Origin of the sequence: Paenibacillus sp. JMULE4, from assembly GCF_013337105.1 — a bacterium.
GTDB classification, from domain to species: domain Bacteria; phylum Bacillota; class Bacilli; order Paenibacillales; family NBRC-103111; genus Paenibacillus_G; species Paenibacillus_G naphthalenovorans.
The window spans coordinates 1-18,495 of sequence record NZ_SGWF01000025.1 but is presented as its reverse complement, the minus strand read 5'-3'; the positions used below and the strand labels follow the sequence as shown (position 1 = coordinate 18,495).

Sequence of the window (18,495 nt, the reverse complement as noted above, 5' to 3'; positions counted from 1 at the left end):
AATCCTGCCAAAACAACCCAAAAGATGTTGACGTTCAGCCTATACTTTCAAGTTTTCAAACGACAAACTGATCGACGTAGGATAATAATTTATAGCAAAAGATAAAAAAATGGAATGACGGTTATAATAGAATTATATACAATTGAATATTTCGGTGCGGCAGAGCCGCTTGGTTAATGAATGAGAGCCACTATGTTAATGAAATAGAGCCACCTTATCGGAGGGGAGAGCCACCCCGGTTTGGGGCAGCCCTCGGGAACATTATCTTAGAACTGAGGTGCTTTCCTTTTTCTCATGGAATCTTCGCCGTCGATTAGCATTTGATATGAATTATGCACAATTCGATCCAGGATTGCGTCGGCCATTGTATGTTCGCCAATCTTCTCATGCCAACCATCCGGAGCGAATTGGGAGATGAAGATCGTCGAGGCGCTCTGGTGGCGGGCTTCGATGATCTCAAGCAAATCTCGGGCTTCTGTTGCAGTCAGGGGAACCAGCAACCATTCGTCCATAATGAGAAGGCTGATCTTCTTGTATTGGGCAATAACCTTCTTATATGTTCCATCTCCACGAGCGATAGCCAGGTCCGTTAGGAGCTCAGGTAAGCGGATATACTTCGTTGCATATAAATGACGACAAGCTGCGTTGCCCAGCGCGCACCCGATAAAGGTTTTCCCCGCGCCTGATGCGCCCATAATGATGACATTGTGCTTCTCATGAATATAATTGCCAGTTGCAAGCCGCAGGATCTGAGGTTGCTCTAAGCGTCGGTCTGAATGATATTCAATGTCCTCGACGCATGCACTCGGATAGCGTAGCGTTGCCTTTTTGAGAAGCCTGCTTAGCTGGTTCGTCTTCCGGCGTGCCCATTCTGCATCCACTACTAGCCCGAAGCGTTCCTCAAAAGACAGTGTGGAGTAAGACGGGTTCTGCATTTGCTCCCGCAGGGATTCAGACATGGCGCTTAAACGCATTTCATTTAGCTTCGTAATCGTCGTATTGGTTAACATTTAGGATTTCCTCCCGTAATAGTCTGCACCGCGTGTAAAGCCATGAGTATTCACGGAAGGCGCGCTTGGTTGTTCGATCGTTGCAGCTTCCTCAAGAGTGTCCAACCCTGATTTCAGGATGGTGCTGATATGCCTGTAGCTAGGATTGGGTGTGTAGCTAAGAGCCCGTGCACAGGCGGATTCAAGACGAACCAAGGAATACCGGTCTGCCAGCTTTAATACGCCCATGCAAGACTTGTATCCTTGTTGCTCTACCCGGTGACCTGCAAGTATGGCTTTGATGGCTGTACATGTATAAGGCCCCACCTGTTTTGCCCATGCGACAAAGCGCTCTGCATTCCATTCCACATACTGCTTATGCTTTTCCGGCATGTGATCTGAAACGGTATGATATTGTCCCGGACGACCGTAAAGCCGGGGATGAGAGCAGATCCGATGATGGTTGTAGAACACTTCGATAACGCCGCGCGTAATTCGGACGTCTACCTTGTGTTTGATATATTCATAGGGAACGCTGTAATGCATATTGTCTACAGCTATGTGATAATTGAACTGTACGGTGGCAACTTTCCAGGTGGCACATTCGTACGCAGAAACAGGTAGCGGCTGCAGGGTGTGCTTCTCCTCGTCAAGAAACGCACTCAGCCTGCTGCCTGGCTTTTTCTGAAACGGCTTACGGTTGAAGGTTTCGAGCTTCACTGAGATGGCTTCGTTCAATTCGGAAAGAGTGAAGAATGTCTGCTTACGCAATGCCGCCAGAATCCATGTGGAGATGATCCCAACCGTCCCCTCCACGCTGGGTTTATCTTTGGGTTTTCTGACTCGGGCAGGGATAACAGCGATACCGTAATGCTCGGCCATTTCATGATAGGTCTTGTTGATAACGGGGGAGTACCAAGAGGATTGTTCCACTCCAGTTTTGAGGTTGTCTGGAACAAGGATTTTGGGGACGCCCCCGAAATGATTGAAGGCATTGACGTGCGCGGAAATCCAGCTTTCTTGTGCTTGAGAAAGAAAGCCTTCCACATATGCGTATTGGCTGGATGGAAGAGTTGCGACGAAGATGTATACCGGCATGATTTCGCCAGTTTCCCGGTCTACCAAAGAAGCTGTCTGACCAGCCCAGTCGACTTCCATATGCTCGCCTGGCTTACGCTGAATGTGCATGGTGGCTTTAGTTGTCGCGGCGTACTTTCGATAGTAATTGCAAAACTGAGTGTACATGAGGGGGATTTCGCCGCTTAAACGGCAGCTCTCGCAGTACTCGTTCCAGAGTAGACTAAGGGTCACGCCACTCTTGGCTAGCTCTCGATGGATGTATTCGCAGTCCGGAATCTTGCGAGATGAGACTTGGGCCTTCTCGGGGTAAAGCAAATACTGAAGGTCTGCTTCGACTACATCCTCCGGCAGCGGCCAGGACACCCCCTTCTCTTTCGCTCTGGTTAATACCTCTGAAACCGTGTTCCGCGAGCATTGCAAGCTTGATGCAATGCTGCGCTGGCTCAATCCCATGCTGTTGAGCCGTAAAATATCTCGGTACTTGGTCATTCGATGACCTCCCATTGGAATTTGTGCTCTGATGACCAGCGGCACATTTCTCCATTCTACCAACGGGTGGCTCTCGCGACTAACATGATGGCTCTATTTGATTAACACGGTGGCTCTCACAGATTAACCAGATGGCTCCTCAGCAGCGAAATATTCAACAATAGCCCAAAAAGAGGAAATCATATGAAAAATGTCTCTCCCTTACCTGAATTCGAGGAAATAGAAAGTATGATCGAAAAATACAAACTTCCAGATTCATTACCGAAATTTCATTCATTTGAAGATATATCAGAATTTGTGATTGAAAGCTGTAAGCATTTATTTCCGGAAGAACTTTATGACTTTTTTTGGCGAAGCAATCAGTATGATACATTTGTCAACGATATTAAACTACATTTTATTATTAGCTGGTTATTGACTGATTCCTCCTACAACAATCCTCAATTTCTAGATAGTAATCATAATTTATGTAAAAAAATGATAACAATCCTTGGACCAATAGAGGAGAACCAAGGCTTTTATGGAAAAAGGGACCCTTCTAACTACATGAAGGAATTAAAGAAACACGTTAGTCCTTTTTTGAACTTAAGCATGTCAAAAAGGAAAAGTAAAAGTTATTATATTAAAGAAGGCGCTAAAAAATTGACAAAACAGGTTGATATTCCAAAGTATGCTGCACCATATGTAATATTCTTAGCGAATTACTATGACTTGATAAAGATAACCCAGGGAATCAGGGAATTAAGTAATGAAGGTAATAAGAAAATAAATATTGGGAATGTCAAAGAGTACTTGGAAATTAGTTGGAATAACTTTACGAATGTACTCGATAATCTGGAAGAATATAACGACTTTAGAGCATGCAATTTACATCTCTTTGAACGGGAATTTAACTTTATATTAATTTCAAAAATAATTAAAATAACGCAGCGTCTCCAAGAATTTGCAAAGAATGAGGCTATTAAGGTACTTAGTTGCTCCTGAAAAAGTCGATTTTCAAAAATAGTTTCGGGTTGCTGGCTGGGTTGTGAGGGGGAACTTTCCCTAATGATCGGTTTCCATGTTAGTTTTGGAGCATTTTTGCCGCTCTTTGCAGGTTGTGGGTCAGAATCCCGAAGCCGACCCAGCATTTTGAGCCGACAAAGCCCCGATACCTGCTGCGGTTCAAACCGTACTTCCGCTTGAGAAGACTAATCTTCGCTTCTCCAGCTGCACGGTAACGCTGCAAGTCTTTGAACCATAATTCGTTTTCGTACTCGGATCGGGCAATGCCTTTTTTGCCCTTTCGCGGCAAGCTAGCTCGCTTCACACCAAGTTCGGTAATGGCCGTTTCGTTCTTCTTGCTTGAGAAACCGCGGTCGGTCGCTACAGCTTGCGGCGCTTTGCCGAATTGCTTGATATGCGCCTGTACAGCGGGAACGAGCAGTTCATCATCCGAGGGGTTCCCCTCGTAGACAGCGTAGCCGGTCACAAAGCCGCTTTCCGTCTCGTCGATTCGCACCTTGTAGCCGAACTCAGTTCCTTTGGCCAGCTTACCTTTCTTAATCGGTCTTGCTTCCGGGTCAAAGAAACTGACGATCCGATCTGCGATGATTCGATTGCCGGAAACGACCTGTTTGGCTTGTTCCAACAACTTGCCGGTTAGCGTGACCGCCTCGGTCAGTTTGGTTTTACTTTGTCGAAGAGCAGCTTTGCCCTTGTCTTGCAGTTTCTCGATAACGGTTTGCGCCTTGTTCACAACGTTCTCGGCTACTTCGATTACGCTCCCAGTGATCCGGTCAACTTCTTCCCAAGATTCACGGGTGCGGCGACGTAGAACTTTCGCGATGGACAGAATCTTTTCCTTGATTTCTGCCGTACGATCTTCAAAGCCTTGAACAGTGTGGGAGGCGACTTTCCGGATTTTCTGAATCGTTCGAGTGATGACTTTTACGCCATCTTGCAACAGCGTAGCGTCTGTCGGGTGATGGATATCGGATTCCACAACCGTCGTATCCGTGCGCAATTTGCGGGTTTTCAGAACGGCTTTTTCCTCACACTGCTTTACGAGTGCGGCATTGATGTCTTCGACGATCTTGTCGCCGTAGCGTTTGCGGGCATAGATGAGCGTAGACGGGTCGGGCATCGGTTCGTCGATGGCAAACCGGCAGAACATTCGCCATGTGATGCTGTCACCGACTTCCTTCACGAGTGACTCGTAGCCCAAATTGTATTTATGCTTCAGGACCATAAGACGGATGTACTTTTCAATTGCAAGCGTAGGACGGCCGCTTTTCTTGCCTTTCGGGTGCAACTCAGTAAACGGTTGAAGAAAACGGTCGTCGTCCAGTAATTGATCTATGATTGCAAGCTCGACCGGCAACTTTCTAACAGATTCCGGGAGAATGGCATCCCAGATGGTCAATTGCTCGTCTCGAAGTTTCAACATTTTCTTCACCTCTTGGAAGGATTCCCGAGGGCTTCTGTTGAACTCCTATAGCAAAGGAATTCTTCCCTCGGGGTGTGGAACTTTGTTATCTCGACAATAACAATTTCCATTTTGAGGTGCTGAATTCCTTTTAATTATGCTCAAAACACCCTGACTTTTTCAGGGGAAACTACTTAGGGCTTGCTGAACAAGATTCGTTCCATTTACACCCAACGTAAGTCTCTAAACCCAAGCAGTCTGAAAAAATGCAAAAAGAGAACACGCAGTCGCCGCTCCAGATTCATGACCAGAAACTGAAGGGCGATGACGGTCAAACTGGTTTCGGCGCCACGCGCCCGAATGCGACCTAGGCCCAATTTGCGCTTGCCTTCTCCAAATTTTCCTTCGATCGCATTACGCTGTACAGCGTCCTGGCGCTCTTGCCGACGATCGGCGACTTCACTTTGCTCTTTCGAGGGTCTGCCGAGCTTCGGGCCACTAAGGCGAATCCCTAGCGTTTTGCAATAGTTCAGGTTGTCTCGATTGCGGTAGATTTTATCGGCTAGAATGACGGCGGGATAATACCCGAATCGCTGTTTGTACGCTTCCACCGATGCTTGCAGCGTGGTTGCCTCGTTGAAGCTGTCCCATTGTGCCGTTTCGATCCAAGCGTAACCGTCCACCAGACTGGCGGCGATTTTGGCGCCGAACTCCACGTTCGCTCCAGCTTTGCCTCGAACCATCGGACGTACATGCGGCTGTTCGATACTCACGATGCGATCGGCGACGATATGTGTCTTCTTCTCCATCATTTCGCGCTGCTGACGGTAGAGCTCCGAGATGATCAGAAGCTGGCGATAGTGTCTTTTGCTCAGTTCCGTGAGAGGCGTATACTTCACGAGGGCTTCAATAATCCGCAGATTCCGTCCCACGTAGCCAAGTTGCTTTTTGATCGCTTTGCGGATCACCTTGCCCGATGCCTTGCGTTGCTTGGAAACACTCAGGTACGATTTTCTGGCTTTCTCGCGGTACGTGCGCGGCTTCTCCATCGCTCCGACATGGGGACGGTGCAGTACGTCGATGATGTCTTCCAGGATTTCACGGGCGTGATTCAGCAGCCCCAAGTCAGTCGGATACTTGATGTCCGCAGGCGCGCATGTCGCATCCAGCATGAGGGTGCCCTTGTTCATGACTTCCGCTGTCGGTGCGGCTGTAGATGGCAGGACGTGTAGCTTTTTCGCCATGTTGCGGGGTTTCTTCGCCACAACAGGGGGCTCCTCGGGAATAGAGAAAGCGTCCCCTACCTCCATGGTGAGCTGCGAGCCGCCCGCGTCGTTGTCGTCGTCATCGCGATCTCGCTTGGACGATTTCGGTTTCGCCTCGACCTCTCGCTCTGCTTGCAGCGCGGCTTGGGCGATCCAGTCGTTGACTTCAGCTAGGATTTCCAAGCCGAGCCGTTCCCGAAAATGCGTGAGCAGGGAGTGATGAAACGGCACTTCATCGACATACGCAGTGTAGCCCAAGAAGAACTGCAAATATGGATTTTCCTGGATTTGTAAGGTGGTCTCGCGGTCACTTAAACCAAGGCGCTCCTTGATGATGAGCGAGCCGAGGGCGATACGTGCCGAGTACGCCTTTTGGCCGATGGCTGGGGACTTGAACGAGCTCACATATTTCTCTTCTACTTTGTCCCAAGGGATGATCGCCGCAAGCTGCACCCACCGATTGGTTGGATTTAATTTTCCGCCAAAGGGCAAATAGAAGTTTTCCAACAAGTCTGCCATATCTCGATTCAGCACGAACACTTTCGCTCACTCCATCTGCAAGGTTTTTTACCGATTTTCCGTGTTTTCTTTGCAGATGAATTCGACAAAAGTGCCTCTAAACCCTTGTGAGATAAGGATTTTTTGATTTTTCAGCAAGCCCTACTTAGTTTAATTTCATTATTGCCTAATACTTTTGGAAGATTAATGTATACGGATTTGTTATTCTCTGATCCTGACAGTATTTCATTTCTAAAGACTACGGTTAGAAATGATTGGCTTTCTGTGCTTTCCAACATTTTTTTGCAGATGGGATTTGTTACTATCCCGATTATGGAAAAGTATTTTTATCACATAATGCAATCAACAGGGATATCGATTCCCTCAAACAAGTTAAAACTAAAGTATTCCCTTTCTGAAATATCTTCACCATTTAGGGATGTAGATACATCTGAATTACTCAAACTGATTAGTATAATAAATCTTATAAAGAAACTTCCAAGAATGAAAAACTAGACCTCCTATTATTTACGGTTTTTAACTCCGATAGTCATGTAAAGGACCTTGATCATCATATTAGACAGATCTTTTTAGAAGATGATCCAAGCAATGTTTCGGCGGAGATAGTTAATGTTGCAAAGGAAAAATTGCTAACAAGCTTAAATTATTCCTCGTAAGATATAAAGCCTATTTCCATTTTGTGGAAATAGGCTTTATTTATTTTAGCGGTAATTTGATTTGGGGAATTAAAGTCAAAATAGTTCTTCTACCTTATAAGGACATTGTTACAAAATAGAACGTATGTTCCGCAGTATTAATTCGCTCTATTCTCACTGATTTTCGCTTATAAATATCCAAGATAAGATGATGGTGTAAAAAATAAAACATAAAGGAGATGCCGAAAATGAATCAAACTCAAACTCCGAATTTCGCTTTTACAGATGACGAGGAAAAGTACCTTAAAAAAATGAGGAAAGGAGAGAAAATACAATGTTTATCTGCTAATGACTCCGAATATTACGCATTTTTAGACATGTGCAAAATAAAATTTCATGGATTCTTCCTCTGTCATGTAGCTAACGGAAAGGAAATTTACTACGGAAAGATTGGAAAAAACATGTTTCAAAATGTACTCTTTGAAACCGACTTCCTTAGGGTTTTTATTGACAGCCGTGAGAAAGAAAATCTTCGTTTTTATGTTAACCAGAACGGCAACTCGGTGAAATATTCGAACACATATAGTTCGGATCAAAATGACGAGAAACTGGTTATTTATTTGGAGGATGACTATTTCGCTCAGTTTGTATTATTCGATTGTCGCTTACCAAATAAAACCAGCCAGATTATCGTTACGGATAGTTCTAAAATAAACCTTCGAACGTTTGCCTTTAGCTATATTTCACAACTTTTACCCAATTTGAAATTCCCCGACATTATTAAACGTAGTTCTGAAAAATTATTTAACGAGGTAGAGGAACAAGATGGGGAATAAAAATAAGGGAATACCAAGGTTTCTCGATGGATTCAAAACTGGAACCATATCTAAAAACTTTGCTGACACTGAAAGCACAAGCATAAATGAAACTATCGGCATTTTGTCCCAATTTCAATTTGGTACTATCGAACAGGACTCCCTTAAAGATTTCAGGAGTGATGTTCACGAAGAGATTCCAAAAGAATCTCTTCGTGAACAATCAAATATCTTCGTCGAGAAAAACGCCTCAACAGGTAACGATTCTGACTTGGAAAAAGAAAATGCTGAACAAAAAATACCTTATGACGTAATAGTGAAAATGCATTTTCTCGAAAATCGAACAGTACGATGTTGCGGCGCGAATGTATTTCTCTACGAAGATTTCGGGTGCTTTGAGGAACAAAATGAAACAAGTCTCCATGTAGCGATTCGAAAGAGTCTACCACCCGAGATGGACATAAAACTCAGTAAACATAAAATAGCGGATGTCGTCCATCGTATTATTAGTGATCCTGAACTCCAAGTTAAACACGACGACTTTGATAGGCACACTCACTTGATCAATTTTAGGAACTGTGTCTTTGATCTTCGGGATGGAAGAACTTATCCACATAGTCCTGATTATTTGTTTACAAGCTATATTGATGCCGAATACAAAGATCCAATGTCCCGTGTTCGAATTTACCGGAATGGTGCTTATTCATCTGATGGATATTACTTTTTAAAATTTTTGAAGGATTGCACTGAGGGCGATCCTCTAAAAATAAAATCGTTGCAGGAACTAACCGGTTATATTATCAGCAATGAATGGCGGGCCAAAAAATTTTTTGTATTATTGGGCCTTCCTCATACCGGGAAAAGTGTCTGGCTTTCATTATGGCGCTCTTTAATTGGGGAGAAGCATACAACTGCAATGTCACTAAAACAACTTGGGGAAACTCGATTTATGACAGCGGAATTGTTCCGATCAAAATTAAACATCACCGCAGAAATGGACGAAAATGGAACAATCAAGGGCACCGATGTGATCAAGATGATCACAGGAGGCGACCTTATCACTGCTGAAAAAAAGGGTAAAGACCCCTTCCAATTTTATGGAAAAACGAAACTCGTCGCAGCATGTAATTATATGCCCCCACTGAATAAGCTGGACGGTACAACGGCGTTTACTGACCGCATCCAATTCTTGATCTTCAAAAATACCATCCCTGAAGCAAAAAGGGATAAATCATTAATGGACAAGCTGGTTGCCGAAAAGTCTTTCATTATTGACTGGGCCTTAGATGGCTTACGGGAACTGCGTGACCGTAGTTGGATCTTCACAGAGAGCGAAGATGCTCGTATCTTTAAACGACGATATATCAACGAACTAAACAATGTAACTGAATTTGTAAAGGATCGATGTCATGTCGATTTATTCGATGATGACTGTAAGGTTCACCGCAAACAAATCTATCCAGCTTATAAACGTTTTTGCCATGATAACGGATTTAAAGCAATTAGTAAGCAGGAGTTTTTCGTTGAGATTTTAAAACTGAATGTAAAGTCTGGCAAGTTACGCATTAATGGATCAACACCATTACAAGGGTTTTGGGGCATACGTCTCAAAACCAAAAATGAACTAAAAAAATTAGCAGAAGAGCACCAAGATTTAACGTCTACATTGGCTACACAAGACTAAAAACCCTTGATTTATTAAGGATTAAGACAGTCCGTCCGTAGATTATTCGATCTACGGACGGACTACAGTTGGCAACAGAGTTAAATTCAACAAAATATTTATATATTATTTTCAAGAATATATTGCTTACAACCTTACATGAAGGAGATGTATTAAACATGAATGAAAAAGTTACCTTAAAATGCATTGTGGATGATTTGTATAACCATATTACTGCTCAGTCAAGTATGCCTATTGAATATAACCATTTCCATCGCAATGTTCGAATTGCTTTTGCTGAAAGCCATGACTTACATGAATCAGCCTTGAATGATAGTGATAAGATATTAATTTCTAAGGAAGATGAACCCACTGAGAAATTAGAGGTATTAATGGGACTAGGATTGATTCCGCGGAATTTTTATTACCACACAATGATACCTGAGTTTAAACATAAACGGATAAGGGGCTAAATCAGATGAACTATATGCCGAATGGAGGAAATGAAATGGAAAAAATCACTTTAACGGTTAAAGAAGCCGCAAAACTGACAGGTTTATCCACTACTACGATTTACAATATGTGCGCGGCTGGACAACTTCCGCACACAAAAGCGAGAAGTAGAATTTTACTGTATCGACCGACGCTTGAAAAGTGGTTGGCTGGTGAATTGCCAGAATTGAAACAGGCTTAAAATTCCTACGTTTGCTTCCCCCCTACTCTCAAAAAGTTAATTCCCACAAGCGGCAAGCGGATTAGTTCGCTTGCCGCTTGTGTAATTAAGCCAAATATGTTCGGACAATCCGAAATTACTACCATTTTTATGATCTACCCATCGTTATTACGCTAGGAGGAAAATCGAAGATGAATTACAGTAAAAAAGCCCTTTGGCTTGCCTGTAACTCCGAATTTGGCGGACGTCTTGCCGAAATCACCAAGGAACATATTTCACTGGCTAAGGAACTAACCTTTAACGAACGATACATGACTGCCAGAGACCGGGAAATCGTTATGACCCGCATTGAAACATTGCGGCAGGAGCGTGATGGCATTATTTCTTTATTCGAAGAAGAAAACAGGAGTGAAGCATAATGGCAAACTATCGTCAACGCGGCAAAAACTCATGGGAACTTACCGTAAGCCTTGGACGAGGTATGGACGGCAAATACACCCGACGCACAAAAACAGTTACGGTAGAAGACGAGCGGATTTTACGAGCGCCCAAGCGCCTAGAAATGTATTTGGAGCAAGAATGGCTCAAATTCAAAGAAGAAGTCGAAGCAGGGAGCTATATAGCACCCGCAAAGCTAACGTTTAGACAATTTGTGGAGTTATGGAAGGAGAAATACGCGGACAAGCAGCTTGAACGGAAAACTCTCTACACGTATATGGTGAATCTGAATACTCGCATCTTGCCTGCATTTGGAAATTTGCAACTCGATCAAATTAAACCTTTGCACATTGTTGATTTTCTCGATTCGTTAGGGAAAGAGGGAAGCCGGAAAGACGACAAGGCAGGCGCTCTATCGTCTGGAACAATCCAAATGAATCACAGAGTATTAAAAAACATCTTCTCCCGCGGCGTTGAATGGAGGGTTATCCAAGATAATCCAGCGGCGGAAGTGAAAAAGCCAAAAGTAGCGCATAAGGAAATTATCCCTTACGATGAAGCAGAGATAAGAGCCATGTTACAAGCCCTTCAGAAGGAGCCGTACCACTGGCGGATGATGATAACGCTGGCTTTGACCTCAGGGATGCGGCGGGGTGAATTGCTTGGTCTTGAGTTTAGGCATATTGACTGGAAGACTGGCGTTATTGACGTACAACAAAGCGTTTCTATTTCCTTAAAAGGCGAAGTCATAGTAAAGGAACCTAAGACAAAAAACTCCAAACGAAAAATTGCGCTTCCCCCCTCCGTTCTGGAGGAATTGCGGGATTATTACACTTACCGGGTTAAGGAGAGGAATAAGATTGGTGACGCATGGCAAGGCGGCGAACACTTCTTTGTATTCGCCCATGCGGACGGTAAAGCCTTTCACCACGAACGCCCTTACCTTTGGTTTCGGCAATTCATAAAAAAGAATGGTTTCCGGTATATCCGCTTCCACGATCTGCGACATACATCGGCAACGCTACTCATTAATCAAGGCGTGCATGCTAAGCTGATTTCTGAGCGGCTTGGACATGGAAGCATAACTACGACGATGAACATTTACGGACATGCCCTCCGTTCCGCCGATCAAGCTGCTGCCGATAAGTTCGAAAATCTGTTTACATTGGATACCAAGCAAGCTGACAAAAAGACGTTGGGATAGTGTTCCTCCCAGCGTCTTTTTCCTTTCTTTTATGCTGTGTTATCCTGCTTCTACACATAGCCTTGCGGCAATTTTACGGCAACTCATCGAAAACGCCTCTGTTATACCAATTCATCAAAGACTGTATCATCCTATAAACCCTTATATATCAACTTGTTTCAGACATCTGTATCATTACGTACAATCAACGCGACATTTTCTATGTGTGTTGTATGCGGAAACATATCCACAGGCTGCACCTCCACCGTGCGGTAGCCCCCGTCCTCCAGCACGCGCAGGTCGCGCGCCAGCGTTGACGGGTTGCACGAGACGTACACCACGCGCTCGGGGCGCATCGCGACGATCGTCTCCAGCAGCGCGGCGTCGCAGCCTTTGCGCGGCGGGTCGACGACGATGACGTCGGGCGTCACGCCCTGCTGCTTCCACGCGGGGATGACGGCCTCCGCCGCGCCGACCTCGAACTCCGCGTTGCGCACGCCGTTCAGCAGCGCATTGCGCCGCGCGTCCTCGATCGCCTCGGGGACGATCTCGACGCCGTAGACCTTGCCTGCGCGCTGCGCCAGGAAAAGCGAAATCGTGCCGATGCCGCAATACGCATCGATTACGATTTCCTCACCGGTCAGCTGCGCGTACTCCAGCGCTTTGCCGTACAGCACTTCCGTCTGCACCGGGTTGACCTGATAGAAAGAGCGGGCGGAGATGGCGAAGCGGATGTCTCCGATCGTATCATAGATCACATCGCTGCCCCACAGCACCTTCGTCTCGCTGCCGAAAATGACGTTCGTCCGCTCCATGTTCACATTCTGGCATATGCTGCGGACGCCTGGGATCTCTTCACGGATCAAGCCGACGAGCTCGTCCGCGCGGCTGATATCCTTGCCGTTCGTCACCAGGACGACCATGATCTCGCCCGTATTGAAGCCGCAGCGGGCGATGACGTGGCGCAGCAGGCCCTTGCCGCTCTCCTCGTCATAGGGACGGATGCCGAGCTCGCGGGCGATGCGTTTGACGGCGGCGACTACCGTATCATTGTTCTCATGCTGGATGAGGCATGCCTTCATGTCGATGATGCGGTGGCTGCCTTGGGCGTAGAAGCCTCCGACCAGACCGCCCTCTTCACTGCCCAAACCGATGGGCACCTGCGCTTTGTTGCGGTAGCGCCACGGGTCGGACATGCCGAGGGTGGGATGAACCGCCACACCCTCTTCCTGTTCCTCCCCGGCCACCTGCAGCTTGCCGATCCGCGTCAGGTTATCGATGACAAGCTGCCGCTTCCAGCGCAACTGCGCCTCATAGCTCAGGTGCTGCAGCTGACAGCCGCCGCACTGCTTGTAGATCGGGCACGGCGCGTCGACACGGTCAGGGCTGGCCTCCAGGATCTCGAGCAGCTTGGCGTAGCCGTACTGCTTCTTGACCTTCAGCACCTTGACCCGTACCCGCTCACCCGGCAGGGCGCCATGAATAAAAAGGGTAAAGCCGTCCACACGGCCTACCCCTTCCCCGTCATGCCCGAACCCGACCACGTCGGCAATGTATTCTCCGTTCTTTTCCACCGGCACACCCTCTGGAGGTTGTTCCCGGCGTTGATTGTTCTTCTTTCTCATGTTAACCTCACAGGCTCATTTCTTCTTCTATCGTTCATACCTTGAATACCTTGACCATCCCTAACTAGCGGCTCTAACCGCAGTCCCAGCCAGCGTCGGCTTCCGGGAGATGATCAAGATTCATGCTCTTCCTCTTTATGCCCATCTGTTCCGGGCTTTTGCTTCCACGGAAGCTTAATTTGCAGCGTATGCGTCTTATAGGTGGACTGGCCTGTCTCATCGACGAAGATGTCCAGGTGCTGCGGCAAATTGGTAAATACGCACGGCAGTGTGCCGCCGAATTCTCCGTCGAGGTTCAACTGCACGTAATCCGGTGAGGTGACTTGAATTTGCCGCGTCTGCAAATAAATCACGTTCGGATCGGTGATATGCTCGCCGCGCAGTGCCAAGGAGACGACACGGATGAACTCCGCAAGGTTGCATTTGCGCAGGATCAGCACGTCGAACAAGCCGTCGCTTAGGGACGCGTCCGGTGCCAGGCGCTCGAACCCGCCGACGGAGTTGCTGTTGGAGATAAGGAACAGCATCACTTCCTCGTGCAGTTCGATCTCCGCGGTCTTGATGTACAGCTCGATCGGCCGCAGCCGCGGCAGCTTCTCGAGCCCTTTCATATAATAGGCCAGCTGGCCGATCATCGTCTTCAGCTTGCTTGGCACCTCGTAGGTCAGCTCCGTCAGCGACCCGCCGCCGGCAATGTTGATAAAATAGCGCTGATTCACCTTGCCCACGTCGATCACGCGCGTATGCTGGCGCAGGATGACGTCCACCGCACCCTCCCAGCTGCGCGGAATGTTCAGTGCCCGGGCAAAATCGTTCGTCGTCCCCAGCGGCAAAATCCCCAGCTGAGGTCGGTACTCTTTCTCCGCTATTCCGTTGATCACCTCGTATAGCGTACCGTCGCCGCCCGCCGCGATGACGATGTCGAAGCCTCTTTTTACCGCATCGGCCGCCGCCAGCGTGGCATCGCCTTCGCCGGTCGTCGCATGGGTGCTGGTCTCCAGCCCGCCCCGCTCCAGCCGCTGCAAAATGTCCGGAAGCCGCTTCTTGATTTCCTCACGGCCCGACGATGGATTATAGATCAGTCTTGCTCTTTTGGTCTGTCCTGCCATTTCTCTCTCACCTGTTTGCTTCAGAATCAAACCGAACAGAGTCTCCTGCTGCCCTGCCTTGTATAAAAGGCTCTGCCTGCCGCTCGATCCACCTCGAGATCCCCGAATGCGGAAGCAGCGCTTTCCCGTTGTACCTGTATTCATAACCGTTCAACCGTTCGGGAATAACCTCCCCGGTAAAATAGCCCTCGCTTAGAAAAAGCGGCGCTACGATAACCGTATGCTGCGGTTTACTCCTCAACCACCGGTTCATTTTATGCGGAATTTGATCCGGGAGCAGCATCGCAACATCAACCTCGTCAAAGCCGCCGAGCGCCTGAAGCCGCATGGCCAGCTTTTCCAGCCCTCTTTGCCACTGAAGATGGAACCCTTCCTCGATGCTTCCGTGTCCGACGAGCAGCAGAATCTCCTTTTGCGGATCGGACGATAATGCTTTGATCTTGGAATAAAGGACATCGGCAATGATCGGATCGTCATCAATGGGCGATGTAAAGTGGATTCGCGCCTTCACCGCAAACGGCCTCATATCCGTCGGCAGCAGCGGCTTGTCTTTCACCCCGAGCGCGTAGCTGATTTCATCGATATGCGTACTGCCGGAGGATACAAACAGCGGGACCGTGATAATATCCGTGACGCCGAGCGCTTCCAGGTGCGTGATTCCGTCCTGGATGAGCCGCCCTTCCACAATTTCCAGAAAGGAGGAGTACACCGGTATGTCTTCAGGCACGTGAACCGCCTCAACCGCTTCATCCACAAGCCGAACCCAGTCCTCGCTCCGGGACCCGTGACTAATGACTAATATCCCGTATTTTACCAAAACCTATCCCTCCTTGCCAAAAAAAGCTGCGCACATACGGTCTTCGCACTAACAAGATTATCTGCTTATGCGCATCTTTTCAATAACAAGAAAAATCCTGCTCGGCCCGTCGGGCGAGAAGGATTCGTGCGCTCATTCGTTTAACTCGGAGCCAGCATCTCCGTTACGGCAGTTCAAATTTCCAGCTTGATGGAATCCTTTCTTCACCGACAAAGCGTACACGGAGCGGATAAAAGACTTCCTCCCGGTGAGCGATTAGCGCCCCAGACGCTCCAGCGCCATTTTGTAGCCGTCATTGCCGTAGTTAAGGCATCGCTTAACCCGGGAGATCGTCGCCGTGCTGGCCCCGGTTTCGGCTTCAATCTGATTATAGGTGTTGCCTTTGCGCAGCATCCGCGCCACTTCAAGCCGCTGGGACAAGGATTGTATCTCATTGACCGTGCACAAATCGTCAAAAAACACATAGCATTCTTCTATATCCTTAAGTGTCAAAATCGCCTCGAACAGTTGATCAATCGCTTTATCGTTTAATTTTTTTAATTGCATGGCATTTTCAACCCCTTGATGGTCTGCTTCTATTCGTATGGACGCATATCTATATATTCGACGCGCGGGGAGCGAAATCCTCCCTTTAGATTAGCAAAACGTTACTATTTTTATGCGGTAGTGGACTAAACTGAAGTTAGGCAAAAATCATCGGCAGCGTGACAGGAGTCCAATCCATCCATTCGCCTATAACATACAGTATACTAGGAAAACGTTGATAGGTAAAAGTCCGGCCTGATGAATAATGCGACATTACTATGAACAAAAAGGGTTGTGAAGCCATGAGTTATCAAAGACAAGGGATTGGAAACCGGGGTGTAAGCCACTATGCGCATCCGCTGCGTCGCCCCTCCTATCCTGTACGCACACGGAGCGTTACTCAGGGCTCCGAGTTACCAGGCGCCTATTCCAATTATACAGGGTTTTCGGGTTACCCGGGATTGGGGGGCGGAAGCTCGCTTCCCGTGCAAGCGCCGGCTGCCGTACCCGAACCGTCCTCCGGGGGCGGCCTTGCTTCATTGTTTGGCGGAGGAAGCGGCAGCGCTTTGGGTACCGGCAGCGGCTTTAACCTCGGTCAGCTGAAAAATATAGTGGATCGGCTGGGCGGCATTGAAGGCATTATGGATACGTTCGGCAAAATACAAAAGATGGTGGAAAGCCTCAATCAGATGTCACCCATGATCAAGCTGCTGATGGGTGCCTTTAAAAAGAAAAAGTCGAACGATACAAGCAGCGGCAGAGTTAAGCCAAGACGCAGAAGACGGCGTAACCGCCGAGACCGCAGGCAGCGTAACCGCAGGTAAACAAGAAGACCGGATGTTCACCAGGCCTGCAGGGCCATCCGGTCTTCTTGCTGTGACAGCAAGAATATCGGCCTGCCTCCCCCCAACTTTTACCAGATATAACGTCCTCATATACAAATAAGGCCGATACCCGGGCCGGAGAAGAATCGTTTCCTTCCGGCGCGGATATCGGTCCGTGAATGATTATATAATGACTGTTTTCACTGAAGAAGAAATCGGCTGCGAATCGGTTGACGACGTTCCCCGGCCTACACAATCGCCGGATGGACATTCGCTGTAATATACGGTGACTTTACGCGTTTCCTGTGTCCCTATGATTTGTTGACAATGCTTGCACAGAATCGTTCCCAGATGCAGTTCGTTTACACCAACGCTTCTTTCCACGACTCGACACGCTCCTTATTCATAGATTCAGAAACAGTAGAAGCCAAATCCATGACACGGCTCGCATAGCCCCATTCATTGTCATACCAGGCGAGCACTTTAATCTGATCAAATGCCGTCATGATCGATCCTCCGTCGATGACGGCGGACTTATCGCATCCGATAAAATCGGAAGAGACAAGCGGTTCGTCGCTGTATCCGAGAAACGGCGCCATCGGCCCTTCGGCCGCTTCAATGAAGGCCTTTTGCACCTCTTGGACATCGACCGGACGTTGAACCTGCACCGTAAGATCAACCAGCGATACATCCGGTGTCGGAACCCGGACCGCAATGCCGTTGACTAGCGGAGCCAAATGCGGAAGCACATCGACAAGCGCTTTGCCGACGCCCGTGCTGGTCGGAATGATCGATTGCGTGCAGGCGCGGGCCCGGCGCAAATCTTTATGTGGATTATCCATATGCCTCTGGTCGTTCGTGTATGAATGAACCGTTGTCATCCAGCCGCTTTTCACCTGAAACGCCGAATCCAGCACATGCAGCACGGGTGCCACACAGTTGGTCGTGCAGGATGCGGCGGACAGCAGCGTATGCTTCTCGGCATCGTATTTATCGTCATTGACGCCCATCACGACCGTCAAGTCCATCCGTTTCCCCGGTGCGGTAATAATGACCTTGCGGGCGCCTGCGTTCAAATGCTTCGTTGCACCCTCTTTATCGTTGAACTTCCCCGTTGCATCTATTGCAATGTCTACACCGAGCTCTTTCCAAGGAATCGCGCCAGGGTCGCGTTCAGACACGATCCGTATGCGGCGGCCGTTGATGATCAGCTCATCGCCTTCCTCACGCACTTCCGCTTTCCAGGTTCCATGTACTGTGTCATATTTTAACAGGTGAGCAATGGTATCGGCCGGGTATATGGAATTGATCGCTTTCAGTCCCATGCCGTCTTCACTCCGCTCGAAAGCGCGTCTGATTAAAAGCCTGCCGATACGTCCCACCCCACTAATGCCTAACGTCCCTGCCATGCCATTCCCTCCAGTACGATTTGTCTTTTT

The 18,495-nt window shown here is 47.8% G+C and carries 18 protein-coding genes; 8 read left to right on the top strand and 10 right to left on the bottom strand.

Translation table 11 applies throughout. From position 1 onward, the window contains the following. Positions 1-266 precede the first annotated feature (266 nt). Positions 267-1,010 (bottom strand): IS21-like element helper ATPase IstB, encoded by a 744-nt coding sequence (istB, locus tag EXW96_RS26745; protein WP_174351843.1) that lies wholly within the window; start codon positions 1,008-1,010, stop codon positions 267-269. Further along, the gene (istA, locus tag EXW96_RS26740) at positions 1,011-2,558 is read right to left on the bottom strand and encodes an IS21 family transposase (protein WP_174351842.1); all 1,548 of its coding nucleotides are present in this window, start codon (positions 2,556-2,558) and stop codon (positions 1,011-1,013) included. Between the two features lie 183 nt (positions 2,559-2,741). Between istA and EXW96_RS26735 the strand changes: the two genes are divergently transcribed. Then, positions 2,742-3,542: a hypothetical protein gene (locus EXW96_RS26735; protein ID WP_174351841.1), complete on the top strand. Its 801-nt coding sequence runs from the start codon at positions 2,742-2,744 to the stop codon at positions 3,540-3,542. Between the two features lie 79 nt (positions 3,543-3,621). Here the strand turns inward: EXW96_RS26735 and EXW96_RS26730 are convergent, their stop codons facing one another. Further along, on the bottom strand, positions 3,622-4,986 hold the full coding sequence (locus EXW96_RS26730) for an ISNCY family transposase (RefSeq protein WP_074730239.1): 1,365 nt from the start codon (positions 4,984-4,986) through the stop codon (positions 3,622-3,624). Positions 4,987-5,189: 203 nt separating this feature from the next. Then, positions 5,190-6,770, bottom strand: coding sequence for an IS5 family transposase (locus EXW96_RS26725; RefSeq protein WP_375256423.1), 1,581 nt, complete (start codon positions 6,768-6,770; stop codon positions 5,190-5,192). Between the two features lie 862 nt (positions 6,771-7,632). Between EXW96_RS26725 and EXW96_RS26720 the strand changes: the two genes are divergently transcribed. From EXW96_RS26720 to EXW96_RS26695, 6 genes are all read left to right on the top strand, one after another. Next, positions 7,633-8,220 (top strand): hypothetical protein, encoded by a 588-nt coding sequence (locus tag EXW96_RS26720; RefSeq protein WP_174351840.1) that lies wholly within the window; start codon positions 7,633-7,635, stop codon positions 8,218-8,220. Continuing rightward, a complete protein-coding gene (locus EXW96_RS26715) occupies positions 8,210-9,883 on the top strand; it encodes a DNA primase family protein (RefSeq protein WP_174351839.1) in 1,674 nt (557 codons plus the stop codon). The genes EXW96_RS26720 and EXW96_RS26715 overlap by 11 nt, the downstream gene beginning before the upstream one ends. 158 nt (positions 9,884-10,041) lie before the next feature. Further along, positions 10,042-10,335 carry a hypothetical protein gene (locus EXW96_RS26710; protein WP_174351838.1) on the top strand — a complete coding sequence of 98 codons (294 nt, stop codon included), beginning with the start codon at positions 10,042-10,044 and terminating at the stop codon, positions 10,333-10,335. A 5-nt stretch (positions 10,336-10,340) separates the two neighbouring features. Next, a complete protein-coding gene (locus EXW96_RS26705; protein WP_254611601.1) occupies positions 10,341-10,556 on the top strand; it encodes a helix-turn-helix domain-containing protein in 216 nt (71 codons plus the stop codon). A gap of 170 nt (positions 10,557-10,726) precedes the next feature. Continuing rightward, entirely contained in the window at positions 10,727-10,954 is a 228-nt protein-coding gene (locus EXW96_RS26700; RefSeq protein WP_174351837.1) for a hypothetical protein, read from the top strand. After that, on the top strand, positions 10,954-12,177 hold the full coding sequence (locus EXW96_RS26695) for a site-specific integrase (protein ID WP_174351836.1): 1,224 nt from the start codon (positions 10,954-10,956) through the stop codon (positions 12,175-12,177). The genes EXW96_RS26700 and EXW96_RS26695 overlap by 1 nt, the downstream gene beginning before the upstream one ends. Positions 12,178-12,335: 158 nt before the next feature. On the opposite strand, the gene rlmD is transcribed toward EXW96_RS26695, so the two are convergent. The 4 genes from rlmD to EXW96_RS26675 all read right to left on the bottom strand — a co-directional run bounded on the left by rlmD (position 12,336) and on the right by EXW96_RS26675 (position 16,253). After that, on the bottom strand, positions 12,336-13,781 hold the full coding sequence (gene rlmD, locus EXW96_RS26690) for a 23S rRNA (uracil(1939)-C(5))-methyltransferase RlmD (protein ID WP_174351835.1): 1,446 nt from the start codon (positions 13,779-13,781) through the stop codon (positions 12,336-12,338). Between the two features lie 113 nt (positions 13,782-13,894). Continuing rightward, the gene (locus EXW96_RS26685; RefSeq protein WP_174351860.1) at positions 13,895-14,890 is read right to left on the bottom strand and encodes a diacylglycerol kinase; all 996 of its coding nucleotides are present in this window, start codon (positions 14,888-14,890) and stop codon (positions 13,895-13,897) included. A 7-nt stretch (positions 14,891-14,897) separates the two neighbouring features. Then, a complete protein-coding gene (locus EXW96_RS26680; protein ID WP_174351834.1) occupies positions 14,898-15,707 on the bottom strand; it encodes a sirohydrochlorin chelatase in 810 nt (269 codons plus the stop codon). A gap of 255 nt (positions 15,708-15,962) precedes the next feature. Continuing rightward, positions 15,963-16,253, bottom strand: coding sequence for a YerC/YecD family TrpR-related protein (locus EXW96_RS26675; protein WP_062410718.1), 291 nt, complete (start codon positions 16,251-16,253; stop codon positions 15,963-15,965). Between the two features lie 281 nt (positions 16,254-16,534). Here EXW96_RS26675 and EXW96_RS26670 point away from each other — a divergent pair, with 281 nt between their 5' ends. Continuing rightward, on the top strand, positions 16,535-17,056 hold the full coding sequence (locus tag EXW96_RS26670) for a hypothetical protein (protein WP_062410717.1): 522 nt from the start codon (positions 16,535-16,537) through the stop codon (positions 17,054-17,056). A gap of 183 nt (positions 17,057-17,239) precedes the next feature. Here EXW96_RS26670 and EXW96_RS26665 read toward each other — a convergent pair whose 3' ends face one another. Beyond that, on the bottom strand, positions 17,240-17,440 hold the full coding sequence (locus tag EXW96_RS26665) for a GapA-binding peptide SR1P (RefSeq protein WP_074729797.1): 201 nt from the start codon (positions 17,438-17,440) through the stop codon (positions 17,240-17,242). After that, positions 17,419-18,465, bottom strand: a complete 1,047-nt coding sequence (gene gap / locus EXW96_RS26660) for a type I glyceraldehyde-3-phosphate dehydrogenase (protein WP_062410716.1) — start codon at positions 18,463-18,465, stop codon at positions 17,419-17,421. Before gap ends, EXW96_RS26665 begins: the two co-directional genes overlap by 22 nt. Positions 18,466-18,495 lie beyond the last annotated feature (30 nt).

Coding starts and splice junctions, on each gene's coding strand:
- EXW96_RS26705 (WP_254611601.1), top strand. CDS start 10,341: ATGAACTATATGCCGAATGGAGGAAATGAAATGGAAAAAATCACTTTA.
- EXW96_RS26695 (WP_174351836.1), top strand. CDS start 10,954: ATGGCAAACTATCGTCAACGCGGCAAAAACTCATGGGAACTTACCGTA.
- istA (WP_174351842.1), bottom strand. CDS start 2,558: ATGACCAAGTACCGAGATATTTTACGGCTCAACAGCATGGGATTGAGC.
- EXW96_RS26700 (WP_174351837.1), top strand. CDS start 10,727: ATGAATTACAGTAAAAAAGCCCTTTGGCTTGCCTGTAACTCCGAATTT.
- EXW96_RS26685 (WP_174351860.1), bottom strand. CDS start 14,890: ATGGCAGGACAGACCAAAAGAGCAAGACTGATCTATAATCCATCGTCG.
- EXW96_RS26715 (WP_174351839.1), top strand. CDS start 8,210: ATGGGGAATAAAAATAAGGGAATACCAAGGTTTCTCGATGGATTCAAA.
- gap (WP_062410716.1), bottom strand. CDS start 18,465: ATGGCAGGGACGTTAGGCATTAGTGGGGTGGGACGTATCGGCAGGCTT.
- EXW96_RS26720 (WP_174351840.1), top strand. CDS start 7,633: ATGAATCAAACTCAAACTCCGAATTTCGCTTTTACAGATGACGAGGAA.
- EXW96_RS26730 (WP_074730239.1), bottom strand. CDS start 4,986: ATGTTGAAACTTCGAGACGAGCAATTGACCATCTGGGATGCCATTCTC.
- istB (WP_174351843.1), bottom strand. CDS start 1,010: ATGTTAACCAATACGACGATTACGAAGCTAAATGAAATGCGTTTAAGC.
- rlmD (WP_174351835.1), bottom strand. CDS start 13,781: ATGAGAAAGAAGAACAATCAACGCCGGGAACAACCTCCAGAGGGTGTG.
- EXW96_RS26675 (WP_062410718.1), bottom strand. CDS start 16,253: ATGCAATTAAAAAAATTAAACGATAAAGCGATTGATCAACTGTTCGAG.
- EXW96_RS26670 (WP_062410717.1), top strand. CDS start 16,535: ATGAGTTATCAAAGACAAGGGATTGGAAACCGGGGTGTAAGCCACTAT.
- EXW96_RS26710 (WP_174351838.1), top strand. CDS start 10,042: ATGAATGAAAAAGTTACCTTAAAATGCATTGTGGATGATTTGTATAAC.
- EXW96_RS26735 (WP_174351841.1), top strand. CDS start 2,742: ATGAAAAATGTCTCTCCCTTACCTGAATTCGAGGAAATAGAAAGTATG.